We start from the raw sequence: 20885 nt of genomic DNA, 5'->3' as shown, positions 1-20885 counted from the left end.
CCATGGCGCCCAGGCGCATCCACATCACCGGCGCGGCCGGTTCCGGCACCTCGACGCTGGGCGGGGCGCTGGCGGCGGCGACCGGGGTCCCGCACCTGGACACCGACGATTTCTACTGGCTGCCGACCGACCCGCCCTTCGTGCAGAAGCGCCCGATCCCCGACCGGCTGGCGCTGATCGAACAGGCGGTCGACGGCGTGGACCGCTGGGTCCTCAGCGGGTCGTTGGTCAGCTGGGGCGGGCCGTTGATTCCCCGCTTCGACCTGGTGGTGTTCCTCTACGTGCCGCCGGCGCTGCGCATGGAGCGGCTGCGGCGGCGCGAGGCCGAGCGCTACGGCGCGGCGACGCTGGCCCCGGGCGGCGCGATGCATGAGGCGCACCACGCCTTCCTGGACTGGGCCGAGGCCTATGACGCCGGAACCGTCGGCCGCAGCCTGCCAGCGCACGAGGCCTGGCTGTCCCGGCTGCCCTGCCCGGTGCTGCGGATCGAGGGCGACACCACCACCGAGGACCGGCTGCAGCGGGTCCGCTCGTTCCGGCTGCGCGAGGGCAAGGCGTGGCGCGGGTGAACGCGCTGGAGAATTGCTGGCGAATCACGAAAGAGCGTGTTGCCTCTCCCGCAAACAGGAGGCAACGCAAAGGCTGAGGCTGACGTCCAGCCACCTATGCCGCTAGATTGGGCCGGGAACTGCGAGGAATGAGTCTGGAATGAGCGAATCCGAAGCCTTGCCGCGCCTGGACGGCGCCGTGGCCGTGATCACCGGGGCCAGTCGCGGCATCGGTGCCGCCACCGCCCGGTTGCTGGCGGCCCGGGGCGCCGCGGTGGCGCTGACGGCGCGGTCGGCCGAGGCGATCGACGGCATCGCCCGGGATCTGCGCGGGGCCGGCGGCCGGGCCGTGGCCATCGCCGGCGACATCGGCGATCTCGGCTGGGTCGAGGCGATGCTGCGCGAGGTGACGGAGACGCTGGGCACGCCGACCATCTTGGTCAACAACGCCGGCATGGTCGGCCCGATCGGCCATATCCTGGACTGCGATCCGGCGGAATGGGCGCGGAACGTCACCGTCAACCTGCTCGGCGCCTTCGCGGCGCTGCGGGCGGCGCTGCCGGGCATGGTGGCGCAGGGTGGGGGCACCGTCATCAATGTCAGCTCCGGCGCGGCCGAGAACGCCTATGAGGGCTGGAGCGCCTATTGCGCGGGGAAGGCCGGGCTGGCGATGCTGACCCGGTCGATCCATCTCGAATATGCCGGCCAGGGCATCCGCGCCTTCGGCTTCCGCCCCGGCACGGTCGACACCGAGATGCAGGGCGAGATCCGGACCTCCGGCATCAACCCGGTCAGCCGGATGCCGCGCGAGGCCCACGCCCCGCCGGAGCATCCGGCCCGGGTCATCGCCTGGCTGTGCGGGCCGCAGGCGGAGGATCTGGTCGGACGTGAGCTGACCATCCGCGCCCCCGAGCTGCGTGCCCGAGTGGGGCTGCCGTCATGAGCGCGGCCAAGGAGGCGGGATTCGCGCTCGACCCGCGGATCGCGGCGTCGACCCTGGCCTGGCAGGACTGGCCGCTGGCCCAGCTGCGGCTGATGAACGACCGGCGCTTCCCCTGGCTGCTGCTGGTGCCGCGCCGGGCCCAGGCGGTGGAGTGGCATGCCTTGGCGCCGGAGGACCAGGCGGCGCTGCACCAGGAGACCATGCTGGCGGCCTGCGCGCTGGCCGCCGCGTTCCCGGCGCACAAGATCAACATCGGCGCGCTCGGCAATGTCGTGCCGCAGCTGCATGTCCATGTCCTGGCGCGGCAGGCGGGCGACGCCGCCTGGCCCGGCCCGGTGTGGGGCGCCGGCACCGCCGAGCCCTATGCCCCGGGCGAGGCCGAGGCGCTGCTGGCGAAGATCGGTGCCGTCCTCGAAGAAACGACATGACCGCCCTGCGGTCCTGACCTTGCAAATCCCGGCGGGGTCGCGTATACGGCCCCCTCGTTTGATCGGAGCCCGCGGCCATGAAGACCGACATCCACCCCGAGTACCATGAAATCAACGTCGTGATGACCGACGGGACCGAGTTCAAGACTCGCAGCACCTACGGCAAGGCGGGTGACACCATCCGCCTCGACATCGACCCGAAGTCTCACCCGGCCTGGACCGGCGTGCAGAAGCTGGTCGATCGCGGTGGCCAGGTTGCGAAGTTCAACAAGCGCTTCGAGGCGTTTGGTCTGAAGAAGTCCTGATCGTCCGGCGCCCGCCAGCCGGGCGCCCGTCGACACTGGTTTCGAAAGCCGGCCCCCGCGAGGAGGCCGGCTTTTCGTCGTTCAGCGCCGCAGCTTCTTGCGGTCGAGGACGGCCTCGTTGACGCAGTTGCGCAGCGCCCCGTTGCGCAGATAGGCCACCGCCGTCTCCGCCGACAGGCGGCGGGCGTCGGCCGCGCTCTCCGGGCTCGACCACGCCGCGTGCGGGGTCAGGATCAGGCGCCCGCGCAGCCAGTCCGGCTGCTCGTGATAGGCGGCGATCAGCGGCGGCAGCGGCTGCGGCGGAGGTTCCTCCGGCAGCACGTCCAGCGCGGCGCCGGCGATCCGGCCGGCCTGCAGCGCGTCGTGCAGCGCGTCCAGGTCGACGATGGCGCCGCGGGCGGTGTTGATCAGCACCGCGTTCGGCCGCATCACCGAAAGCGCCGCCTCGCCGAACAGCTTGTGCGTCTCCGGCGTCAGCGGCGCGTGGATCGAGACGATGTCGCTGGCCGCCAGCAGGTCGGACAGGGTCTCGACCCGGGTGATGCCGAGCGCGATCTCCTGCCCCCGCGGGATGTAGGGGTCGTAGGCCAGGATCTCGAGCCCGAAGGCCTTGGCCCGCATCGCCGTGGCGGTGCCGATGCGGCCGAGGCCGACGATGCCCAGGGCGGTGCCGCGGATGCGCCGGGTCAGGTGCCCGGCCTCCAGCGTGTAGCCGCCGACCGGGTCGGCCTGCAGCGCCTGGTCATAGGCCGGGATGCTGCGCAGCAGGCCCAGCAGCAGGCCCATCGCGTGGTCGGCGACCTCGCTGGTGCCGTAGTCCGGCGTGTTGGCCACCGGGATGCCGGCCGCCCCGGCCGCCGCCAGATCGATGTGGTCGAAACCGACCCCGGCGCGGACGATGATGCGGCAGCGTGTCAGCTTGTCGATCACCGATTGGTCGACCTTCAGCTCATGCCAGGTCAGCAGCGCGTCGCAGCGTGCATAGGCCTCGTCCGGGATTTTCTTGCGGTCGCGCTCGCGCCGGATCTCGAAATCGACATCGGCGCCGCCGACCTGCCGTTCGATCACGGCGTCGTCGGCGAATTGCGCATCGGGCGTCAGGATGGTGAAACGGGCAGCCATTCCGGGCGCCCGGTCAGTGGTCGGCGCGATGCAGGATCGCATCGGCCAGCCCGGTGTCATAGGCCAAGCCGTCGGCGGTCAGCAGCGCGGCGCCGGGGAAGCCGGACCGGATCAGCCCCTTGCGCTCCAGCGCCGCGAGCACCGCGATGTTGTGCAGCCCGGTCATGTCCCGGCCCATCACCGTGGCGTCGCCGACATGGTAGTGGTCGCCATGCGGCGGCGGGAAGTTCGCCACCATCACCGCCCCATCCTCCTGCGGCGTGGCGAAACGGGGGGTGTGCGCCATCTGCTGGAGCACGGTCAGGGTCTTCAACTGCAGCGGGTTGAGACCGAGGGGGTTCTTCTTGGCGGACATGGGGGCCGTCGGTTGTGAAGGACAGGGGCGGGCAGGGCCCGTCATCGAACCGTAGCAGTGCGCGCGGCCGCCCGCCACATCCCCGCCGATCGATCGAATTTGCGGAAAACCGTTGCGTCCCAAGTCATCATCGAATCACACTTCGATGCCAGCTCGAAACGAGCGGCGAGTCTTACTTGTGGGGGAGGGCATTCGGCATGGCGATTTCGGCCGGTATTGCCGACGCAGGTGGTCGCCTCGTCAGTCGGCAAGAAGAGCGGCGGGTGATTTTTGCCTCGTCGCTCGGCACCGTCTTTGATTGGTACGATTTTTATCTATATGCGACGCTGGCGCCCTTCTTCGCGGCGCTGTTCTTCCCCAAAGGCAACGACACGGCGGCCCTGCTCGCCGCCTTTGCCACCTATGCCGCCGGCTTCCTGGTGCGGCCGTTCGGCGCCGTGGTCTTCGGCCATATCGGCGACATCGTCGGCCGCAAATACACCTTCCTGGTCACCATCCTGGTGATGGGCGCCTCGACCGTCCTGGTCGGCGTGCTGCCGACCTATGAGACGATCGGCACCTGGGCGCCGATCCTGCTGGTCGTGCTGCGGCTGCTGCAGGGCCTGGCGCTGGGCGGCGAATATGGCGGCGCCGCGACCTATGTCGCCGAACATGCGCCGGCGAACGGCCGTGGCTATTCCACCAGCTGGATCCAGACCACCGCCACGATCGGCTTCTTCCTGTCGCTGCTGGTGATCGGCCTGTGCCGCTGGGGTTTCGACGCCCCGGCCTTCGCCGCCTGGGGCTGGCGCGTGCCGTTCCTGGTCTCCGTGGTCCTGCTGGTCTTCTCGCTCTACATCCGGTCGAGGCTGAACGAATCCCCGGTGTTCCAGCGGATGAAGGCGGAAGGCCGCGGCTCGGACCACCCGATCCGCGACAGCTTCTTCCGCTACCCCAACAACAAGCTCGTGCTGCTGGCCCTGCTCGGCGCCACGGCGGGGCAGGGGGTGATCTGGTACTGCGGCCAGTTCTACGCCCTGTTCTTCCTGTCGACGACGCTGAAGCTCGACTACATCTCGACCTACTCGCTGCTCGGCCTGGCGCTCCTGATCGGCACGCCGTTCTTCGTGTTCTTCGGCTGGCTGTCGGACCGCATCGGCCGGCTCAAGATCATCCTGGCCGGCTGCCTGTTGGGCGCGATCACCTATTTCCCGCTGTTCCAGGGGCTGACCCACTACGTCAACCCGGCGCTGGAAAGCTTCCAGGTCTCGACGCCGATCACGGTCACGGCCGATCCGGCGACCTGCGCCTTCCACCTGTTCCCGACCGGCAACACGGTCTACAGCGACTGCGACCGGGTGAAGGGTTACCTGACCGCCGCGGGCCTGTCCTTCACCTCGGCCAATGGGGCGGCGGGCAGCCCGGTGGCGACCAGGATCGGGACCACCGAGATCGCCGGCTGGAACCAGGGTCAGTTCGAGGCGGTGCTGGCGGAGGCGAAATACCCCAAGGCGGCGGACAAGAGTCAGGTCAACTATCCGATGACGCTGCTGATCCTGGTCATCATGATCCTCTACGTCACCATGGTGTACGGACCGATCGCGGCCTTCCTGGTCGAGCTGTTCCCGACCAGGATCCGCTACACTTCGATGTCGCTGCCCTACCACATCGGCAATGGCTGGTTCGGCGGCATGCTGCCGCTGCTGGCCACGGCCATGGTGGCGGCCACCGGCAACATCTATTACGGACTGTGGTACCCGATCGTGGTGGCGGTGATCACGGTGGTGGTCGGCGCCCTGTTCCTGCGCGACCGGACGACGATGAACATCACGGATTGATCGCTCAATCGGATTGACCGATCGACCGGTCAATGAAACGACGGCGGGGCCTCCGGGCTCCGCCGTTTTCCTTTGGGGATCAGGCGCCGCCCGGGGCAATGCCCTCGCGCATCAGCAGCCGGCGCAGCGGCGCGATCCGCTTCACCGCCTGCAGCGCCAGCGCGCGCAGGGCCAGGGCCGGCGCGGCGTCGGTCAGCAGCGACCGGTTCAGCAGGTCGACCCCGGCGGTGCGGCTGGCGACGTCGCCGCGCCGCTTGACCTCGTAGCGCGCCATCACCCCGGCGGCGCCGGGGTCCATCCCGGCCTTCAGGGCCCAGGCCACCACCCCGGCCAGGGCCGCGGCGTCGCGGAAGCCGAGATTGAGCCCCTGGGCGCCGATCGGCGGCACCACATGCGCGGCCTCGCCGACCAGCGCCGCCCGCGGCGCCGCCAGCCGCCGCGCGGCCTGGCCGGACAGCGGAAACACCTGGCGCGGGCCGTCCAGCGTCACCGCGCCCAGGATCGGCCCGGCCCGCCGCCCGATCGCCTGGGCCAGGGCGTCGTCGTCCAGCGCCGCCAGCGCCGCGGCCTCGGCCGGCCGCGCCACCCAGACCAGGCTGGATCGGCCGGGGCCTAGGGGCACCAGCGTGAAAGGCCCGGCCTCGGTGTGGATCTCGGTCGAGATGTCGTCATGGCCGCGTTCGTGCCGCAGCACCGCCACCAGCGCCGACTGGTCGTAGCCCCAGCGCCGCAGCCCGATGCCGGCGGCCGTCCGCACCGGCGAATTGCGGCCGTCGGCACCGACCACCAGCTGGCCGCGCAGGGCGTCGCCGCCGGCGATGCGCACGGTCGCCCCGGTGCCGTCGATGCGGATCGCAGCCGCCGCCTCCTCGACCCGACGCAGACCCGGTGTCTCCGCGACCGCCCGGGCCAGGGCCGGCACCAGGTCGCGGTTGGCGATGTTGTGACCGAAGGCGTCGAGGCCGATCTCCGCAGCGCGGAACAGCACCTCCGGCCCACGGATCCGGCGGCCGCCATCGTCGATCAGCCGGATCGCCCGCAGCGGCGCGGCCTTGGTGCGCAGGCCGGACCACAGTCCGGCCCTGTCGAGGATGGCGACCGATCCGGCCAGCAGGCCGGTGGTGCGGTGGTCCTCCGGCGCCGGCGGGGCGACCAGCACGGCCTCGGCGCCGGCCTGCGCCAGCAGCAGCGCCGCCAGCAGCCCGGCCGGGCCGCCGCCGACCACGATGACATCGGCGGGTTTCGCTTCGGTCTTGTCCCTGGAGGAAGGTCGGCGAGTCATGCGCGATGTCATAGCAAGTGGACGGCGGCTGGCCACTGCGGCATGCGGCCCCCGCGGCGGTGCGGGGGCCGCATGCAGCCGCACCCCCTGGCCTTGTGCCCTCTCATAAGCTAAAACCCGGGCCTCCCCAGACCGGTTTGTGACGGAGCGGCTTCGATGGCCTCCTACCAGTACGTCTTCGTGATGAAGGACATGACCAAGGCCTATCCGGGCGGAAAGGTCGTGCTGGAGAAGATCTGGCTGTCCTTCCTGCCGGGGGTGAAGATCGGCGTCCTCGGCCCCAACGGCTCGGGCAAGTCGACCCTGATGCGGATCATGGCCGGCATGGACAAGGAGTTCACCGGCGAGGCCTGGGTCGCCCAGGGCGCCACCGTCGGCCACCTCTCGCAGGAGCCGGAGCTGAACCCCGACAAGACCGTGGCCGAGAACGTCATGGAGGGCCTCGGCCCGATCAAGGGGCTGGTCGACCGCTTCAACGCGGTCAGCGAGGCGATGGGCGAGCCCGATGCCGATTTCGATGCGCTGATCGCCGAGCAGGCGGAGCTGCAGGAGAAGATCGACGCCGCCGACGCCTGGGACCTCGAGCGCACCGTCGAGATCGCCATGGATGCGCTGCGCTGCCCGCCCGGCGACAGCCCGGTGACCAACCTGTCCGGCGGTGAGCGCCGCCGCGTGGCCCTGGCCAAGCTGCTGCTGGCCAAGCCGGACCTGCTGCTGCTCGATGAGCCCACCAACCATCTCGACGCCGAGTCCGTCGCCTGGCTCGAGCGCCATCTCGAGGACTACAAGGGCACGGTCGTCATGGTCACCCATGACCGCTACTTCCTCGACAACGTCACCAGCTGGATCCTCGAACTCGACCGCGGCCGCGGCATCCCCTACGAGGGCAACTACTCGGCCTATCTCGAGGCCAAGGAAAAGCGCCTGGCCCAGGAGTCCAAGGAGGAGTCGAGCCGGCAGAAGACCCTGGCCGAGGAGCTGGAGTGGATCCGGCAGGGCGCCCGCGGCCGCCAGGCCAAGCAGAAGGCGCGCATCCACGCCTATGAGGACCTGCTGGCGCAGAGCCGCGACCAGGCGCCGGGCCAGGCCCAGATCCTGATCCCGACGCCGGAGCGGCTGGGCGACAACGTCATCGACACCCAGGCCCTGTCCAAGGGCTTCGGCGACCGGCTGCTGATCGACAATCTCAGCTTCCGCCTGCCGCGCGGCGGCATCGTCGGCGTCATCGGCCCGAACGGCGCCGGCAAGTCGACCCTGTTCAAGATGATCACCGGCCAGGAGACGCCGGATGGCGGCACCCTCAAGGTCGGCGAGACCGTGAAGCTCGGCTATGTCGACCAGAGCCGCGACGACCTGTCCCCGACCAAGACGGTGTGGGAGGAGATCTCCGGCGGGCTCGACGAGATCGACCTGGGCAAGCGCAAGATGCCCAGCCGGGCCTATGTCGGCGCCTTCAACTTCAAGGGCGGCGACCAGCAGAAGAAGGTCGGCCAGCTCTCGGGCGGCGAGCGCAACCGCGTCCACCTCGCCAAGATGCTGAAGTCCGGCGCCAACGTCCTGCTGCTCGACGAACCGACCAACGACCTCGACGTCGAGACGCTGCGGGCGCTGGAGGAATCGCTGCTGACCTTCCCCGGCTGCGCCATCGTCATCAGCCATGACCGCTTCTTCCTCGACCGGCTGGCGACCCACATCCTGGCCTTCGAAGGCGACAGCCAGGTGGTGTGGTTCGAGGGCAACTACGAGGATTACGAGAAGGACCGGCATCGCCGCCTGGGCACCGAGGCGGACCAGCCGCACCGCATCAAGTACCGGCCGCTGACCCGCTGAGGCGGGGGCTGCGGGAGGGTTCGTAGGTTGGGTTCGCAGTTCGCGAACCCAACATCCGTGAACGCCGCGCCATGTCCATTGCGGACCCGTCGCCACGGCGCTATAGAGCCCGCGTCGGAAAAGGCAGACTTGGTTTGGTAGGCCCAAGTCCTTCCGGAAACGGAAGCTCTGGTCTCTCGCCTCGTGCAGGGATCCCCACGACGAACATCGGACGCCGCCCAGCGTCCCCTTGTTCGTCCGTGTGGTTCTCGAACCGACGAACCGCTCCGGTCGGACACGAGGAGCAGGTCAATGCACAGCCACCACCCCACTCTCCACGACGTCGTGATCGCCGGCGCCGGCCCGGTCGGCCTCTTTCTCGCCTGCGAGCTGCGGCTCGCCGGCCTCTCGGTGCTGGTGCTGGAGCAGGCCGAGGATCCGCGCTCGCCCCTGAAGCGGCTGCCGTTCGGGTTGCGCGGCCTTTCGGCGCCGACCATCGAAGCCCTCTACCGCCGCGGACTGCTGGACGACATCGCGGCGCCGCGACCCGCGAAAGAGGGGGCGGCCGGCCGCGGGTCAAATGCCCAGCATTGGATGCAGCAGGCGCGCCGCCCCGGCGGCCATTTCGCCGGCATCCAGTTCTACCTCGACAGCATCGACACCTCGAAATGGCCGTACCGCCTGCCCGGCCCGGCCGGCACCAACCTGGCGGTCGAGATGGAGCACATCGAATCCGTGCTGGCCGCCCGGGCCATCGCGCTGGGCGTCGAGATCCGGCGTGGCCTCGGCGTCGACGGCTTCGACCCGTCGGATGAAGAGGTGGCCGTCCGCGCCGGCGACGAGGTGGTCCGCGGGCGCTGGCTGGTGGGGTGCGATGGCGGCCGCAGCACGGTGCGCAAGGCCGGCGGCTTCGCCTTCACCGGCACCGACCCCGAATTCACCGGCTACTCCGCCGAGGTCGAGCTGGCCGATCCGGACAAGCTCGATCCCGGCCGTCACTACACGTCGACGGGCATGTACACCTTCTCCCGGCCCGGGACGATCGCGATGGTCGATTTCGACGGCGGGGCGTCCCATCGCATCCAGCCGATCACGCCCGACCATGTGCAGGCGGTCCTGCGCCGCGTCTCCGGCACCGACGTCACCGTGACGGCGCTGCGGCAGGCCGCCACCTGGACCGATCGCGCCTATCAGGCGACCGCGTACCGCAACGGACGGGTGCTGCTGGCCGGCGACGCCGCGCACATCCATTCCCCCCTGGGCGGCCAGGGGCTCAACCTCGGGCTGGGCGACGCCATGAACCTGGGGTGGAAGCTGGCGTCCACCATCCGTGGCGACGCGCCGGCCGGCCTGCTCGACAGCTATGGCAGCGAACGGCATCCGGTGGGGGCGCAGGTTCTCGACTGGTCGCGCGCCCAGGTCGCGCTGATGCGGCCGACCCGGAGCACCCGCGCGCTCGAAGCTATCATCCGCGATCTCATCGACACCCGCGACGGCGCGACCTACTTCGCCGAGCGCGTCTGGGGCGTGTCCCTCCGCTACGATCTCGGCGGCAGCCACCCATTGGTGGGCCGCAGCGTGCCCGACTTCGAGCTGGCCGACGGGACCCGGATCGGCACTCTCCTCCGCGAGGGGAAGGGCCTGCTCCTGGACTTCGATTCTCGCGCCTCGCTCCAGGCGCTGGCGAGCCGCTGGAGCGGTCGGATCGCCTATATCGCCGGCGACGCCAAGGACCGGCTGGGCCTGAGCGCCGTGCTGGTGCGCCCCGACGGCTTTATAGCCTGGGCCAGCGAGGCCAACCCCGACGAGGGGGACGCCGCCGAGGCCGCATCACGCTGGTTCGGCCCGGGCGCCTGATCCCGACCTACGACCCGGCGATCACCACGGGATCGTGGCATTGTCCCAGCGCGTGAACGTCCCGGACGGGCCGTCCGGGCCGAGCAGGGCGACGCGCACCACCTCGCGGGAGCCGTCCTCGACCGACTCCGTGCCGGCATAGCCGTTGAGGTTCGTCCTGGTGAAGGCGGGGGAGACCAGGTTGACCTTGATCCCGGTCGACTCCAGCTCGATCATCATGGCCAGCGTCACGGCGTTGAGGGCGGTCTTGGACGCCGGATACACCGGGCCGAAGATCGCGCGGTAGGGGAAGGCCGGGTCCGCGTTCAACGTCAGCGATCCGACGCCGCTCGACACGTTGACGATGCGGGCGTCCGGGGATTCGCGCAGCAGCGGCAGCATCGCCTGGTAGACGGCGATGACGCCGAACACATTGGTCTCCCACACCGTGCGCATTTCATCGAGCGACACGGTGCTCGGCCGGGTCGACTGGGCGTAATCCTCGACGGACTGGCCGGGGCGCTTGTTCGTGTTCGAGATCGCCGCGTTCTGGACCAGAAGGTCGAGGCGGCCGAGCTCGGTGCGGATCCGCTCCGCCGCAGCGGCGATCGAAGCCGGGTCCGTCACGTCGAGCTGGAGCGCGATGGCGCCCGGCCCGATCTCCCGAGCCGCGGCCTCGCCGCGCGCGAAATCGCGCGACCCGACCAGCACCGTGACGCCATTGGCCACGAGTTCCTTGGCGACCTGGAGGCCGACGCCTTGATTGGCCCCGGTGACCAGGGCAACCCGCTTGTCGTGCATGGCAATTCCTTCGATGGGTTGTTCAGGCGGCGGCGCGTTCGGCGGCGGGCCGGCGGCGCAGATCGGCCTTCAGGATCGCTGGCGGGATGTAGGCGGCGCCGTTCGGCCCGACATCGGTGCCGGGCGGGACGATCTGGTCGATCCGGTCGAGGATGTCGTCGCCGAGCCGAACCTCCGCACCGGCCAGCAGGTCGTCGAGCTGTGGCATCGTCCGCGGCCCGAGAATGGCCGAGGTCACGCCGCGATGGGCCAGGACGAAGCCCATCGCCATATGGGTGAGGGACAGGCCGGCCTCTGCCGCCAGCGGCAGCAGCGATTCGACCGCATCGAGGTTGCGCGCGTCGGACATCTGCTGCGGGAAGACCCTGGCGCGCAGGCTGTCCGGCAGCGGCTGCCCCTTGCGGTAGCGCCCGGTCAGCATGCCCTTCGACAGCGGGCTCCAGACCATCACGCCCATGCCATGGCGTTCACAGGTGGGAAGCACCTCGCGCTCGATGCTCCGGTCGAGGATCGAGTAGGGCGGCTGCTCCGTGCGGAAGCGGGCCAGGCCGCGGCGTTCGGCCACCCATTGGGCCTCGACGATCTCCGAGACCGGGAAGGTCGAGGATCCGATGGCCCGCACCTTGCCGGCCCGCATCAGGTCGGTGAGCGCCGACAGGGTCTCCTCGATGTCGGTGTCGGGGGCCGGGCGATGGATCTGGTAGAGGTCGATATGATCAGTCTGGAGGCGGCGCAGCGAGTGCTCCACCGCTTCGATGATCCAGCGGCGCGAATTGCCCTGCTGGTTCGGGTCGTCGCCCATCGGCCCATGGACCTTGGTGGCGAGCACGATGCGGTCGCGCCGGCCCTTGAGCGCCTTGCCGACGATCTCCTCGGACTCACCGGCGCTGTAGCGGTCGGCGGTGTCGATGAAATTGATGCCGGAATCCAGGGCCTTGTGGATGATCCGGACGCAGTCGTCGTGATCGGGGTTGCCGATCCCGCCGAACATCATCGCGCCGAGGCAGTATGGGCTGACCTTGATGCCGGTCCGGCCCAACGGGCGATACTGCATGGCAATCCCTTGTGGTTCGGTGAGTGGCCAATGCCGCGCGATTGCGCTATGAAGCATAAGCGGAACAGTCGTCCGGTTTATACGGAACATCGTTCCGCTTAGCAAGAGGCCATGTGTCTGAAGAGGGTGTTGTGCGCGACAAGGCGGAAGAGCAGGGGGAAGATCCGGAGCCTCGCAACCGCACGGATCGGCGGGTGCGCGCCGATGCCCAGCGCAACATCGACACGTTGCTGCAGACGGCCCTGGCGGTGTTCTCGACCTCCGGCGTGGACGCCCCGATCCGTGAGATCGCCGAGAAGGCCGGCGTCGGGGTCGGCACCCTCTACCGCCACTTTCCGCAGCGCGCCGACCTGATCGCGGCCGTCTTCCGCCGCGAGATCGATGCCTGCGCCGATGCGGCGTCGACCCTGGCGGCCGAGCGCGGGCCCTTCGAAGCCCTGGCCGGCTGGATGCAGCGCTACGCCGCCTTCATCGCGGCCAAGCGCGGGCTCGCCAAGGCCCTGCATTCGGGGGATCCGGCGTTCGACACCCTGCCGGGCTACTTCGACCAGCACCTCCGGCCCGCCCTTGCCACACTGCTCGAGGTCGCCGTCGCTGCCGGCGAGATTCGCGCCGATGTCGATGCGGATGAGCTGCTGGGCGCGGTGGCGAGCCTGTGCATGTCGGCCCACAATGCCGGGCCCGGCCGCGCCGAGCGCATGGTCGCCCTCCTGGTCGACGGCCTCCGCTACGGCGCAGGCCGGTCGGTGGACGGCCCGGGCTAGAGCTGCATCTCGGCCCGCAGCTCGCGCACGCCGCGGCCGAGGCGGCGACGCAGCAGGGTCCGCAAGGTCGCGGAATCGGCGTAGCCGACCTCGGTGGTGACCGCCTCGAGGTCCTGCCCGATCGAGATCAGGTGCTGCGCGCGCTCGACCCGCATGTCCTGGAAGAAGGCGAGGGGCGACTTCCCGATCACCGCCTCGGTGCGGCGCTGCAGGGTGCGGGGGCCGACGGCCAGCGCCTTCGCCGCCTCCTGCAGCGAGAAGCCCGCGGCCAGGTTGGCGCGCGCCCAGCGCTCGAAGCGCTCGACCAGCGGGTCTGCATGGGCCAGGTGGTTGGGGATGACGTACTGGGCCTGGGACGGCCGCCGGTCGACCAGCATGAAGCGCGCGACCACCGCCGCCATCTCTGGGCTGGCCTGCCGCATCAGCCACAGCGCCAGGTCCAGATGGCCCATCGCCGCCCCGGCGGTGACGATGCGGCCGGCGGGGACGATCATCCGCCCATCGTCCAGCCGCACGTCCGGGTAGCGTTGGCGGAACAGCGGGGCGTGCGACCAGGTGGTCGTCGCCTCCAGGCCGGCCAGCAGCCCGGCTTCGGCCAGCAGGAAGGTGCCGATGCAGGCCGCCGCCACACCGATGCCGCCGGCCTGCCAGCGGCGAAGCTGCGCCATCGCGTCGAGCACGTCCGGCCGCCCCAGCGCTTCGACCAGCCGCTCCGGCTGCTTGGTGTTCAGCGCCGGCACCACCACCCAGTCGGGCTTGCGCACGGCGTCGGCCAGCTCGACGCTGGCCGTCAGGCCGAGTGCGGTGCGGATCTGCGGCCGCACCCCGACGAGGGCGATCTCGAACGGAGGGGTCGCGATGCCCTGGGCGGCCGCCAGCTCGTTCGCGGTCGAGAACATGTCCAGGAACACGGTCAGGCCGGTGTCGAAAACGCCGTCGAGGGCGAGAACCATCAGTCGCATGACGTGAATGACCTCAAGATTGTCATTTACGACAATAGTGCGACTGTGGGCCGGGATCTACGATCTTGAGCACTGCGGCCGTCCCACTCAGCCTCCTCGGCGCCTCGCTTTGAGCACGGCCGGGCACCCGGCCGCGGCTTTTCGAAAAGGCACTCCATGACCATACGCACGCTTTCCGCCCGGGATGAGGCGGCCCTCGACCGGCCGATCTGGTCGGCATTGACCTCGAAGCACCGGTCGCTGGCCCTGGGCGGCGATCGGGCCCGTCGCTACCCCTCGGACATCGCACCGTTCGCCGCGGTGGCCGATGTCTCGCCCGAAGCGGTGTCCGACCTCCGGGCCCTGGCCGCGGACGGTCCGGTGGCGCTGCAGACCTTGACCTCCGTCGACGCGCTGGATGGGTTCGAGGTGAAGTCCAGACTGGTGCTGCGCCAGATGATCGCGCTGGGGGATAGTCCCGATGGGCCGGATGTCTCACCGGTGTTGCTGGGCGAAAGCGACGTCCCGGCCATGCTCGAACTGACCGCCCTGACCAAGCCGGGGCCATTCTTCCCCCGGACCTATCAGCTCGGCCGCTACATCGGCATCCGCGACGGCGACCGGCTGGCGGCGATGGCCGGAGAGCGGATGCATCTCGACGGCTACACCGAGATCAGCGCGGTCTGCGTCCACCCGGACGATCGCGGGAAGGGCCACGCGCAGCTGCTGATGAAGAGCCTGATGCAGACGATTTCGGAGCGTGGGGAAACCCCGATCCTGCATGTCTTGGAGGGCAACCTGGGGGCGATCGCGCTCTATGAGCGGCTGGGCTTCGTCATCCGGACGACGCTTCACCTCGCCATCATGCAGCGCTCGGACATGGCGGGCTGAGGCTCCCGCTGGCAGCGCGACGCAAGGTCCGGATTTTCCTCTGGATCGAGGCGAAGGGAGGGGCTCTCCTGTCCGCCTGCGCCGAACCGAGGGAGTGCGGGCATGGGCGATTTCGCGAAGATCGTCGCGCTGGCGGCGGAGCGCCGCGGCGGCATGGACGCGCTGGAGCACGCGCTCGCCGAGACCCGGTCCCGGACTCCGGCCGAGATCGCCGCCACGCCGGATGACCGCATCCTGGCGGAGATGACCCGGCGCATCTTCAACGCCGGCTTCGCCTCCAAGGTGATCACCGCCAAATGGGACGGCTTCGAGGCCGCGTTCGAGGGCTTCGATCCCCATCGCTGCGCCGCGTTGTCCGAGGAGCGGTTCGACGCGCTGCTGAAGGACACCCGCATCGTCCGGCATGGCGCCAAGATCCAGTCGGTCACGGCCAATGCCCAGTTCCTGCTGGACCTGGCCGCCGAACACGGCAGCGCCGCGCGCTTCCTGGCGGATTGGCCGGACACCGATTATGTCGGCCTGCTGGAGGTCCTGAAGAAGCGCGGCAACCGCCTGGGCGGCGACACCGGCATGCGGTTCCTGCGCGGCATCGGCAAGCCGGCCTTCATCCCGACCGGCGACGTGGTGGCCGCGCTGATCCGCGAGGGCGTGCTGGCCAAGGCGCCGGGCGGCAAGGGCGACTTCAAGACCATGCAGCAGGCGTTCAACCGCTGGTCGGCGGAATCGGGGCGGGACCTCACCGCCCTCAGCCGCATCCTGGCCATGAGCATCGGCGACGTCGGGCACGGCCGCCGCTGAGGGTCACTCGGCCGAAACCGCCAGCCGCACCGCCGGGCCGGGCGGACGGCGCAGCATCAGCGACAGTGCCGCGCCGACCCCCAGCAGGGCGACGTTGGCGCCCAGCGCCAGGGCGAAGGCATGGGCATGCGCCGCCGCGTCGGGCCGGGGGCCGAGCGCGCCGTAGAACACGCCGCCGATGATGGCGACGCCCAACGCGGCGCCGATCTGCAGCACCGAGATGACGATGCCGGAGGCGAGGCCGGCCTGGCGTTCCGCCACCCCGCCGATCACCACCTTGATCGCCGAGGGCAGCACCACGCCGTAGCCGAGGCCGGCCAGGACCAGGCCGAGGTCCAGCGCCGCCGGCGGCCAGGCCTCGGCCACGGCCAGGGCGACGGCGCCGAAGCCGAGGATCTGGGCGGCGAAACCCAGGGTCAGCACCCGCGGGCCCAGCCGCCGCATCCCAGCCGGCGCGGCGAAGGAGCTGGCGAAGACCGCGCCCAGGAAGGGCAGGATCGCGATCGCCGCCGCCAGCGTGCCCCGGTGAAGCCCGCCCTGCTGGTAGACCGAGAAGGTGAGGTAGAAGGAGGACAGCATGTAGAAGCTCAAGGCCGCCGCCAGCCCGACCACGAAGTCGCGGCTGTTGAACAGGGCAAGGTCGACCAGCGGCGCCCCTCCGCGCGCGGCCAGCCGCCGTTCGAACCAGATGAATCCGGCCAGCGCCAGCGGCGCCACGGCCAGCAGGGCGAAGCACCAGGCGGGCCAGCCGGCCTGGCGGCCCTCGACCAGCGGATAGACCAGCAAAGCGAGGGTCAGCGACAGCAGCGCCACGCCGCCGAGATCGAGCCGCGGCGCCGTCGCGGCCCGGGATTCGGCCAGGAACAGCCGGCTGCCGGCCAGCCCGGCGAGGCCGATCGGCAGGTTGACCAGGAAGATCGCCGACCAGCCCAGCCCGAAAGGATGTAGGGCGATCAGCACCCCGCCCAGCACCTGGCCGATGATGAAGGCGAGGCTGAAGGTGGCGCCGTACAGCCCCAGCGCCAGCCCCTGCTCCGAGGCTGGGAACAGGATCCGGATCGAGGCCAGCACCTGCGGCGCCATGGCGGTGGCGGCCGCGCCCTGCAGGATGCGGCCGGCGATCAGGGCGGTCGGCGACCAGGCGGCGGCGCAGAGCAGCGAGGCCAGGGTGAAGCCGGCGATGCCGATGGTGAACAGCCGGCGGCGCCCGAACAGGTCGCCCAGGCGTCCGCCGGTGATCAGGAACACGGCATAGGTGGCGGCATAGGCCGACATCACGAACTGGACCTCGCCGGGGTTGGCCCGCAGATCCGCCTGGATCGACGGCAGCGCCAGGTTGACGATGCTGAAGTCCAGCGGCGGCAACAGGGCCCCGACCAGCAGCACCGCCAGGGCCGGCCAGCGTCGCGGATCGGGCGTGGATTCGGATGTCATCGATCGTCCTCGGTCAGGCCGGCATCGGCGCGTAACTAGAACTGGGCGCGGCTTGATTATTTTGAAATCGTATGGCTGGATATTTCATAGATATCGAATTGCTATGGTTTGGCCATGAAGACGCTGGACATCGAGGCGGTGCAGGCCTTCGTTGCGGTGGCCGAGCTGCGCAGCTTCACCCGCGCGGCGGAGGCGCTGGAAACCTCCCAGGCCGCGGTCAGCCTGAAGCTGAAGCGGCTGGAGGACCGGCTGGGCCGGCGCCTGCTCGAACGCACGCCGCGAATGGTGCGGCTGTCGGCCCAGGGCGCCGCCTTCCTGGGCGCGGCGCGGGCCCTGCTGTCGGCCCATGACCAGGCCCTGGCCGACCTGTCGGAGGCGCCGGCCCGTCTGGCGCTGGGCATCGGCGACCATGTCGCCGGGCCCGACCTGCCGGTGCTGCTGGCCCAGCTGGCCGGCCACGACCCGGCGCTGACCATCGAGGTGCGGATCGGCGCGTCGCGCGAGTTGCTGGATGCCTTCGACCGGGGCGAGATCGATGCCGCCATCATCCGCCAGCTGCCGGACCGGCGCGACGGCGAGTTCCTGACGGCGGACCCGGTCGCCTGGTTCGCGTCGCCCAACTGGGCGCATCACGACACCCGGCCCCTGCGCCTGGCCTCGCTGGCCGCGCCCTGCAGCATCCGGGCCAATGCCATCAAGGCGCTGGACGCCGCCGGCATCGCCTGGAGGGAGGTCTTCGTCGGCGGCGGCATCGTCGGCGTCGGCGCTGCCGTGACGGCCGGGCTGGCGGTGGCGGCGCTGGCCCGCCGGGTGGCGCCGGTCGGCGCGGTCGATGTCGGGGACCGGCTGGGCCTGCCGCCGCTGCCGCCGGCCGAGGCTGTGCTGCATGCCAACGTCACCGACCCGCGCAGCCGCGCCGCGCTGCGGGTGCTGGCTGCGACATTGCGCGGCGTCTCGACGCGTCGCAACGAGGCAGCCTGACCGCGGCGAACGTGCTTGACTTGCTGCCGACTGCCGATGCCTTCGCTCTGGAGCTTCCATGACGCCGATCTATGTGACCTATCTCAACGGCCTCGACATCGAGGCGCTGGCCATCACCGATGACGAGATCCTGCAGGCGATCGAGACCAGCCTGGCGGCGCAGGGCCGCGGCGAGACGGTGATCGAGCCGCGCATGCACCTGAAGCCCGACCCGGCGGTGAACGGCCATTTCAACGTGCTGCGCGGCGCCATCGGCGCGCCGATCAATGCCGCCGGGGTCAAGGTGGTCGGCGACTATGTCGACAACTACAAACGCGGCCTGCCGTCCGAGATGGCGATCCTGAACCTGTTCGACCCCGCCACCGGCATGCCGAAGGCGATCCTGGACGCCACCGCTATCACCGACATGCGCACCGGCGCGGTCACCGCGATCGGCGCCAAATACCTGGCGCGCAAGGGCAGCAAGGTGCTCGGCCATATCGGCGCGCGCGGCACCGCCTATTGGAACGTCCGGCTGCTCGACAAGCTGTTCGACTTCGACGAGATCCGCGTCCATTCCCGCCGGCCGGAAAGCCGCGACAGCTTCGCCGAGCGGCTGACCCAGGATCTCGGCAAGCCGGTCCGCGCCATGGCGGACTGGGAATCGACGGTGCGCGGCGCCGACATCGTGGTCGAGGCCTCGCGCCTGCTGCAGCCGGAGCCGCTGCTGAAGACCGGCTGGATCAAGCCCGGCGCGCTGGTGGTGCCCTACGGCACGATGAGCGCGGTGGAGCTGTCGCTGACCGACATCATGGCCAAGATGGTGGTCGACGACTGGGGCCAGTGCCGCGGCGGCCAGTTCGGCTCGCTGCGCGCCCATGTCGAGGCCGGCAAGCTGTCCGAGGCGACGCTGCACGCCGAGCTGGGGCAGGTCGTCGCCGGGCTGAAGCCGGGCCGGCAGAGCGACGACGAGACCATCCTGTTCTGGCACCGCGGCCTCAGCCTCAGCGACATCGCCCTCGGCCACGCCATGCTGGAGAAGGCGAAGCGGCTGGAGATCGGCCAGCGGCTGCGGTTCGCCTGACCATGACGGATCCCGTTCGCCTCGGCGCCGCGCCGATGACCACGGCCGATATCCGGCGCATCGCCCGGGACGACGCGACTGTGCTGCTGGACGAGGCCGGCCTGCAGCGGGTCGAGGCCGGGCATCGCGCCTTGGAGGCCCTGGCGGCCGGCGGCGCGGCGATCTACGGCGTCAGCACCGGGCTCGGCGCCGCCGTCGACACCCGGATCGCCCCCGACGCCGCGGTGGTGCAGCGGCGCATCCCGCCCGGCCGCGCCGTCGGGGTCGGCAGGCTGGCGGAGCGGGACGAGGTACGGGCCATCATCGCCGCCCGGCTGGCGGGGCTGTGCGCCGGCCGCTCCGGCGCCTCCCGCGGCGTCACTGAGGCTCTGGCGGCGCTGCTGAACCATGGCGTGCACCCGTCCGTGCCGATGACCGGGTCGGTCGGCGAATCCGACCTCCAGCCGCTGGCCCATATCGCCCTGACGCTGCTGGGCCAGGGCGAGGCGGAGTATCAGGGCCAGCGCCTGCCGACGGCCGAGGCGCTGGCCCGCGCCGGCATCGCCCCGCCGATGTTCGGCCTCAAGGACGGGCTGGCCCTGGTCTCGGCCAACGCGGCCTCGGCCGGCATCGGCGCGCTGGTGGTCGAGGATGCGGCGCAGGCGCTGCGGGCGATGCTGGCCGCCACCGCTTTGTCCTTCGAGGGCTACCGCGCCGGCCCGGCGCCGCTGGACCCGCGGGCCGCGGCGCTGCGCCCGGCGCCGGGGCAGGGCGCGGCGGCCCGGGATCTGCTGGCGCTGCTGGCCGGCGGCGACCTGGTGCAGCCGGGTACCGCCCGCAAGCTGCAGGATCCGCTCAGCTTCCGCTGCGCGCCGTCGGTGCTGGGCTCGGGATTCGCGGCCCTGGCGGCGGCGCGGCAGGCGGTGGAACTGGAGCTGTCCAGCGCCGGGGACAACCCGGCTGTCATCGCCGAGGATGCGGTGGCGCTGCCCAACGCCAATTTCGACCCGACCCATCTCGCCTTGGCCTTCGAGGCGCTGGGCGCGGCGCTGGCCCGGATGGCGGCGGTGTCGGCGGCGCGGATCATGAAGCTGATGTCGCCGGCATCCAGCGACCTGCCGCGCTTCCTGGCGCCGGTGCAGGACGGCAGCGCCGGCTACGGCCCGGTGCAGAAGACCGCGGCGGCGCTGGTGGCGGAGATCGGCCATCTCGCGGCGCCGATGCCGGTGGTGGTGCTGGCGGTGGCCGACGGGGTCGAGGACTACGCCACCATGGCGACCGCGACGGTGGGCAAGACCGGCGAGATCGTCGCGCGGCTGCGGCTGCTGGCGGCGGTCGAGCTGGTCGTCGCCGCCCAGGCGGTCGACCTGCGCCCGGGCATCCGGCTCGGGACGGGCAGCGCCGCGATCCACATGGCGGTGCGGGCGCTGGTGCCGCGGCTGGAGGCGGATCGGCCGGCCGCGCCCGACATCGCGGCGGTCACCGCCTTCATTGCCGAGGGTGGGCTGGAGCCGATCCTGGGCTAAGGACCGCGCCGCGCGTTGCTTCTCCCGCCACCTTTTCCGTCATTGCGAGCGCAGCGAAGCAATCCATCGGGCAGCCCGTGCGGGACCATGGATTGCTTCGTCGGCTTCGCCTCCTCGCAATTGTCTGTTGGAAAGAGGGTAGAAAGGATCATTCCGCGAGAGCGGGATGCCCCGGTCCGGGTGGCCACCCGGACCGGGGCGCGGAAAG

General features: G+C 70.7%; 20 protein-coding genes. 13 read left to right on the top strand and 7 right to left on the bottom strand.

The annotated features are described in order from the left end of the window. Positions 1-2: 2 nt before the first annotated feature. From E9232_RS03925 to rpmE, 4 genes are all read left to right on the top strand, one after another. Positions 3-569 carry a P-loop NTPase family protein gene (locus tag E9232_RS03925; RefSeq protein ID WP_309792269.1) on the top strand — a complete coding sequence of 189 codons (567 nt, stop codon included), beginning with the start codon at positions 3-5 and terminating at the stop codon, positions 567-569. A gap of 139 nt (positions 570-708) precedes the next feature. After that, on the top strand, positions 709-1491 hold the full coding sequence (locus tag E9232_RS03920; RefSeq protein WP_309792268.1) for an SDR family NAD(P)-dependent oxidoreductase: 783 nt from the start codon (positions 709-711) through the stop codon (positions 1489-1491). Further along, the gene (locus E9232_RS03915; RefSeq protein WP_309792267.1) at positions 1488-1919 is read left to right on the top strand and encodes an HIT domain-containing protein; all 432 of its coding nucleotides are present in this window, start codon (positions 1488-1490) and stop codon (positions 1917-1919) included. The genes E9232_RS03920 and E9232_RS03915 overlap by 4 nt, the downstream gene beginning before the upstream one ends. Before the next feature lie 77 nt (positions 1920-1996). Continuing rightward, the gene (gene rpmE / locus E9232_RS03910) at positions 1997-2224 is read left to right on the top strand and encodes a 50S ribosomal protein L31 (RefSeq protein ID WP_309792266.1); all 228 of its coding nucleotides are present in this window, start codon (positions 1997-1999) and stop codon (positions 2222-2224) included. An 81-nt stretch (positions 2225-2305) separates the two neighbouring features. Here rpmE and E9232_RS03905 read toward each other — a convergent pair whose 3' ends face one another. Together E9232_RS03905 and E9232_RS03900 are read right to left on the bottom strand one after the other, a co-directional pair. After that, positions 2306-3346: a C-terminal binding protein gene (locus tag E9232_RS03905; RefSeq protein WP_309792265.1), complete on the bottom strand. Its 1041-nt coding sequence runs from the start codon at positions 3344-3346 to the stop codon at positions 2306-2308. A gap of 13 nt (positions 3347-3359) precedes the next feature. Beyond that, positions 3360-3701, bottom strand: a complete 342-nt coding sequence (locus E9232_RS03900; protein ID WP_309792264.1) for a hypothetical protein — start codon at positions 3699-3701, stop codon at positions 3360-3362. A gap of 263 nt (positions 3702-3964) precedes the next feature. Between E9232_RS03900 and E9232_RS03895 the strand changes: the two genes are divergently transcribed. Beyond that, positions 3965-5518: an MFS transporter gene (locus E9232_RS03895; RefSeq protein ID WP_309792263.1), complete on the top strand. Its 1554-nt coding sequence runs from the start codon at positions 3965-3967 to the stop codon at positions 5516-5518. 79 nt (positions 5519-5597) lie between these two features. On the opposite strand, the gene E9232_RS03890 is transcribed toward E9232_RS03895, so the two are convergent. Next, positions 5598-6800 (bottom strand): UbiH/UbiF family hydroxylase, encoded by a 1203-nt coding sequence (locus tag E9232_RS03890; RefSeq protein WP_309792262.1) that lies wholly within the window; start codon positions 6798-6800, stop codon positions 5598-5600. Positions 6801-6956: 156 nt separating this feature from the next. Between E9232_RS03890 and ettA the strand changes: the two genes are divergently transcribed. Next, positions 6957-8630, top strand: a complete 1674-nt coding sequence (ettA, locus tag E9232_RS03885) for an energy-dependent translational throttle protein EttA (RefSeq protein WP_309792261.1) — start codon at positions 6957-6959, stop codon at positions 8628-8630. Positions 8631-8921: 291 nt separating this feature from the next. Continuing rightward, a complete protein-coding gene (locus E9232_RS03880; protein ID WP_309792260.1) occupies positions 8922-10466 on the top strand; it encodes an FAD-dependent monooxygenase in 1545 nt (514 codons plus the stop codon). A gap of 21 nt (positions 10467-10487) precedes the next feature. Here the strand turns inward: E9232_RS03880 and E9232_RS03875 are convergent, their stop codons facing one another. Together E9232_RS03875 and E9232_RS03870 are read right to left on the bottom strand one after the other, a co-directional pair. Continuing rightward, positions 10488-11246, bottom strand: a complete 759-nt coding sequence (locus E9232_RS03875) for an SDR family NAD(P)-dependent oxidoreductase (RefSeq protein WP_309792259.1) — start codon at positions 11244-11246, stop codon at positions 10488-10490. Between the two features lie 22 nt (positions 11247-11268). Next, positions 11269-12300 (bottom strand): aldo/keto reductase, encoded by a 1032-nt coding sequence (locus E9232_RS03870; RefSeq protein ID WP_309792258.1) that lies wholly within the window; start codon positions 12298-12300, stop codon positions 11269-11271. Positions 12301-12494: 194 nt separating this feature from the next. Between E9232_RS03870 and E9232_RS03865 the strand changes: the two genes are divergently transcribed. Beyond that, complete coding sequence (locus tag E9232_RS03865; protein WP_309792257.1) at positions 12495-13064, top strand: TetR/AcrR family transcriptional regulator; 570 nt, start codon at positions 12495-12497, stop codon at positions 13062-13064. Here the strand turns inward: E9232_RS03865 and E9232_RS03860 are convergent. Next, on the bottom strand, positions 13061-14026 hold the full coding sequence (locus E9232_RS03860) for a GlxA family transcriptional regulator (RefSeq protein ID WP_309792255.1): 966 nt from the start codon (positions 14024-14026) through the stop codon (positions 13061-13063). The two genes, E9232_RS03865 and E9232_RS03860, sit on opposite strands and share 4 nt — an antisense overlap. Before the next feature lie 156 nt (positions 14027-14182). On the opposite strand from E9232_RS03860, the gene E9232_RS03855 reads away from it, so the two are divergent. Next, positions 14183-14896: a GNAT family N-acetyltransferase gene (locus E9232_RS03855; RefSeq protein ID WP_309792254.1), complete on the top strand. Its 714-nt coding sequence runs from the start codon at positions 14183-14185 to the stop codon at positions 14894-14896. 102 nt (positions 14897-14998) lie between these two features. Continuing rightward, on the top strand, positions 14999-15694 hold the full coding sequence (locus E9232_RS03850; protein WP_309792253.1) for a DNA-3-methyladenine glycosylase I: 696 nt from the start codon (positions 14999-15001) through the stop codon (positions 15692-15694). 3 nt (positions 15695-15697) lie between these two features. Here the strand turns inward: E9232_RS03850 and E9232_RS03845 are convergent, their stop codons facing one another. Continuing rightward, positions 15698-17128 (bottom strand): MFS transporter, encoded by a 1431-nt coding sequence (locus E9232_RS03845; RefSeq protein WP_309792252.1) that lies wholly within the window; start codon positions 17126-17128, stop codon positions 15698-15700. Between the two features lie 114 nt (positions 17129-17242). On the opposite strand from E9232_RS03845, the gene E9232_RS03840 reads away from it, so the two are divergent. Genes E9232_RS03840 through E9232_RS03830 form a run of 3 tightly spaced genes read left to right on the top strand, consistent with a single transcriptional unit; the run spans position 17243 to position 20677 of the window. Continuing rightward, positions 17243-18109: a LysR family transcriptional regulator gene (locus tag E9232_RS03840; protein ID WP_309792251.1), complete on the top strand. Its 867-nt coding sequence runs from the start codon at positions 17243-17245 to the stop codon at positions 18107-18109. A gap of 58 nt (positions 18110-18167) precedes the next feature. Then, on the top strand, positions 18168-19172 hold the full coding sequence (locus tag E9232_RS03835; RefSeq protein WP_309792249.1) for an ornithine cyclodeaminase family protein: 1005 nt from the start codon (positions 18168-18170) through the stop codon (positions 19170-19172). 2 nt (positions 19173-19174) lie between these two features. Further along, positions 19175-20677: an HAL/PAL/TAL family ammonia-lyase gene (locus tag E9232_RS03830; protein WP_309792248.1), complete on the top strand. Its 1503-nt coding sequence runs from the start codon at positions 19175-19177 to the stop codon at positions 20675-20677. Positions 20678-20885: the final 208 nt, after the last annotated feature.

This window comes from Inquilinus ginsengisoli (assembly GCF_031453975.1).
Classification (GTDB): Bacteria; Pseudomonadota; Alphaproteobacteria; order DSM-16000; family Inquilinaceae; genus Inquilinus; species Inquilinus ginsengisoli_A.
This window is presented reverse-complemented; position numbering and strand designations above follow the sequence as displayed.

What these genes read in the sequence shown, in the direction of transcription:
- E9232_RS03925 (WP_309792269.1), top strand. Translation starts at nt 3, where the DNA reads ATGGCGCCCAGGCGCATCCACATCACCGGCGCGGCCGGTTCCGGCACC.
- E9232_RS03920 (WP_309792268.1), top strand. Translation starts at nt 709, where the DNA reads ATGAGCGAATCCGAAGCCTTGCCGCGCCTGGACGGCGCCGTGGCCGTG.
- E9232_RS03915 (WP_309792267.1), top strand. Translation starts at nt 1,488, where the DNA reads ATGAGCGCGGCCAAGGAGGCGGGATTCGCGCTCGACCCGCGGATCGCG.
- rpmE (WP_309792266.1), top strand. Translation starts at nt 1,997, where the DNA reads ATGAAGACCGACATCCACCCCGAGTACCATGAAATCAACGTCGTGATG.
- E9232_RS03905 (WP_309792265.1), bottom strand. Translation starts at nt 3,346, where the DNA reads ATGGCTGCCCGTTTCACCATCCTGACGCCCGATGCGCAATTCGCCGAC.
- E9232_RS03900 (WP_309792264.1), bottom strand. Translation starts at nt 3,701, where the DNA reads ATGTCCGCCAAGAAGAACCCCCTCGGTCTCAACCCGCTGCAGTTGAAG.
- E9232_RS03890 (WP_309792262.1), bottom strand. Translation starts at nt 6,800, where the DNA reads ATGACTCGCCGACCTTCCTCCAGGGACAAGACCGAAGCGAAACCCGCC.
- ettA (WP_309792261.1), top strand. Translation starts at nt 6,957, where the DNA reads ATGGCCTCCTACCAGTACGTCTTCGTGATGAAGGACATGACCAAGGCC.
- E9232_RS03880 (WP_309792260.1), top strand. Translation starts at nt 8,922, where the DNA reads ATGCACAGCCACCACCCCACTCTCCACGACGTCGTGATCGCCGGCGCC.
- E9232_RS03875 (WP_309792259.1), bottom strand. Translation starts at nt 11,246, where the DNA reads ATGCACGACAAGCGGGTTGCCCTGGTCACCGGGGCCAATCAAGGCGTC.
- E9232_RS03870 (WP_309792258.1), bottom strand. Translation starts at nt 12,300, where the DNA reads ATGCAGTATCGCCCGTTGGGCCGGACCGGCATCAAGGTCAGCCCATAC.
- E9232_RS03860 (WP_309792255.1), bottom strand. Translation starts at nt 14,026, where the DNA reads ATGCGACTGATGGTTCTCGCCCTCGACGGCGTTTTCGACACCGGCCTG.
- E9232_RS03855 (WP_309792254.1), top strand. Translation starts at nt 14,183, where the DNA reads ATGACCATACGCACGCTTTCCGCCCGGGATGAGGCGGCCCTCGACCGG.
- E9232_RS03850 (WP_309792253.1), top strand. Translation starts at nt 14,999, where the DNA reads ATGGGCGATTTCGCGAAGATCGTCGCGCTGGCGGCGGAGCGCCGCGGC.
- E9232_RS03845 (WP_309792252.1), bottom strand. Translation starts at nt 17,128, where the DNA reads ATGACATCCGAATCCACGCCCGATCCGCGACGCTGGCCGGCCCTGGCG.
- E9232_RS03840 (WP_309792251.1), top strand. Translation starts at nt 17,243, where the DNA reads ATGAAGACGCTGGACATCGAGGCGGTGCAGGCCTTCGTTGCGGTGGCC.
- E9232_RS03835 (WP_309792249.1), top strand. Translation starts at nt 18,168, where the DNA reads ATGACGCCGATCTATGTGACCTATCTCAACGGCCTCGACATCGAGGCG.
- E9232_RS03830 (WP_309792248.1), top strand. Translation starts at nt 19,175, where the DNA reads ATGACGGATCCCGTTCGCCTCGGCGCCGCGCCGATGACCACGGCCGAT.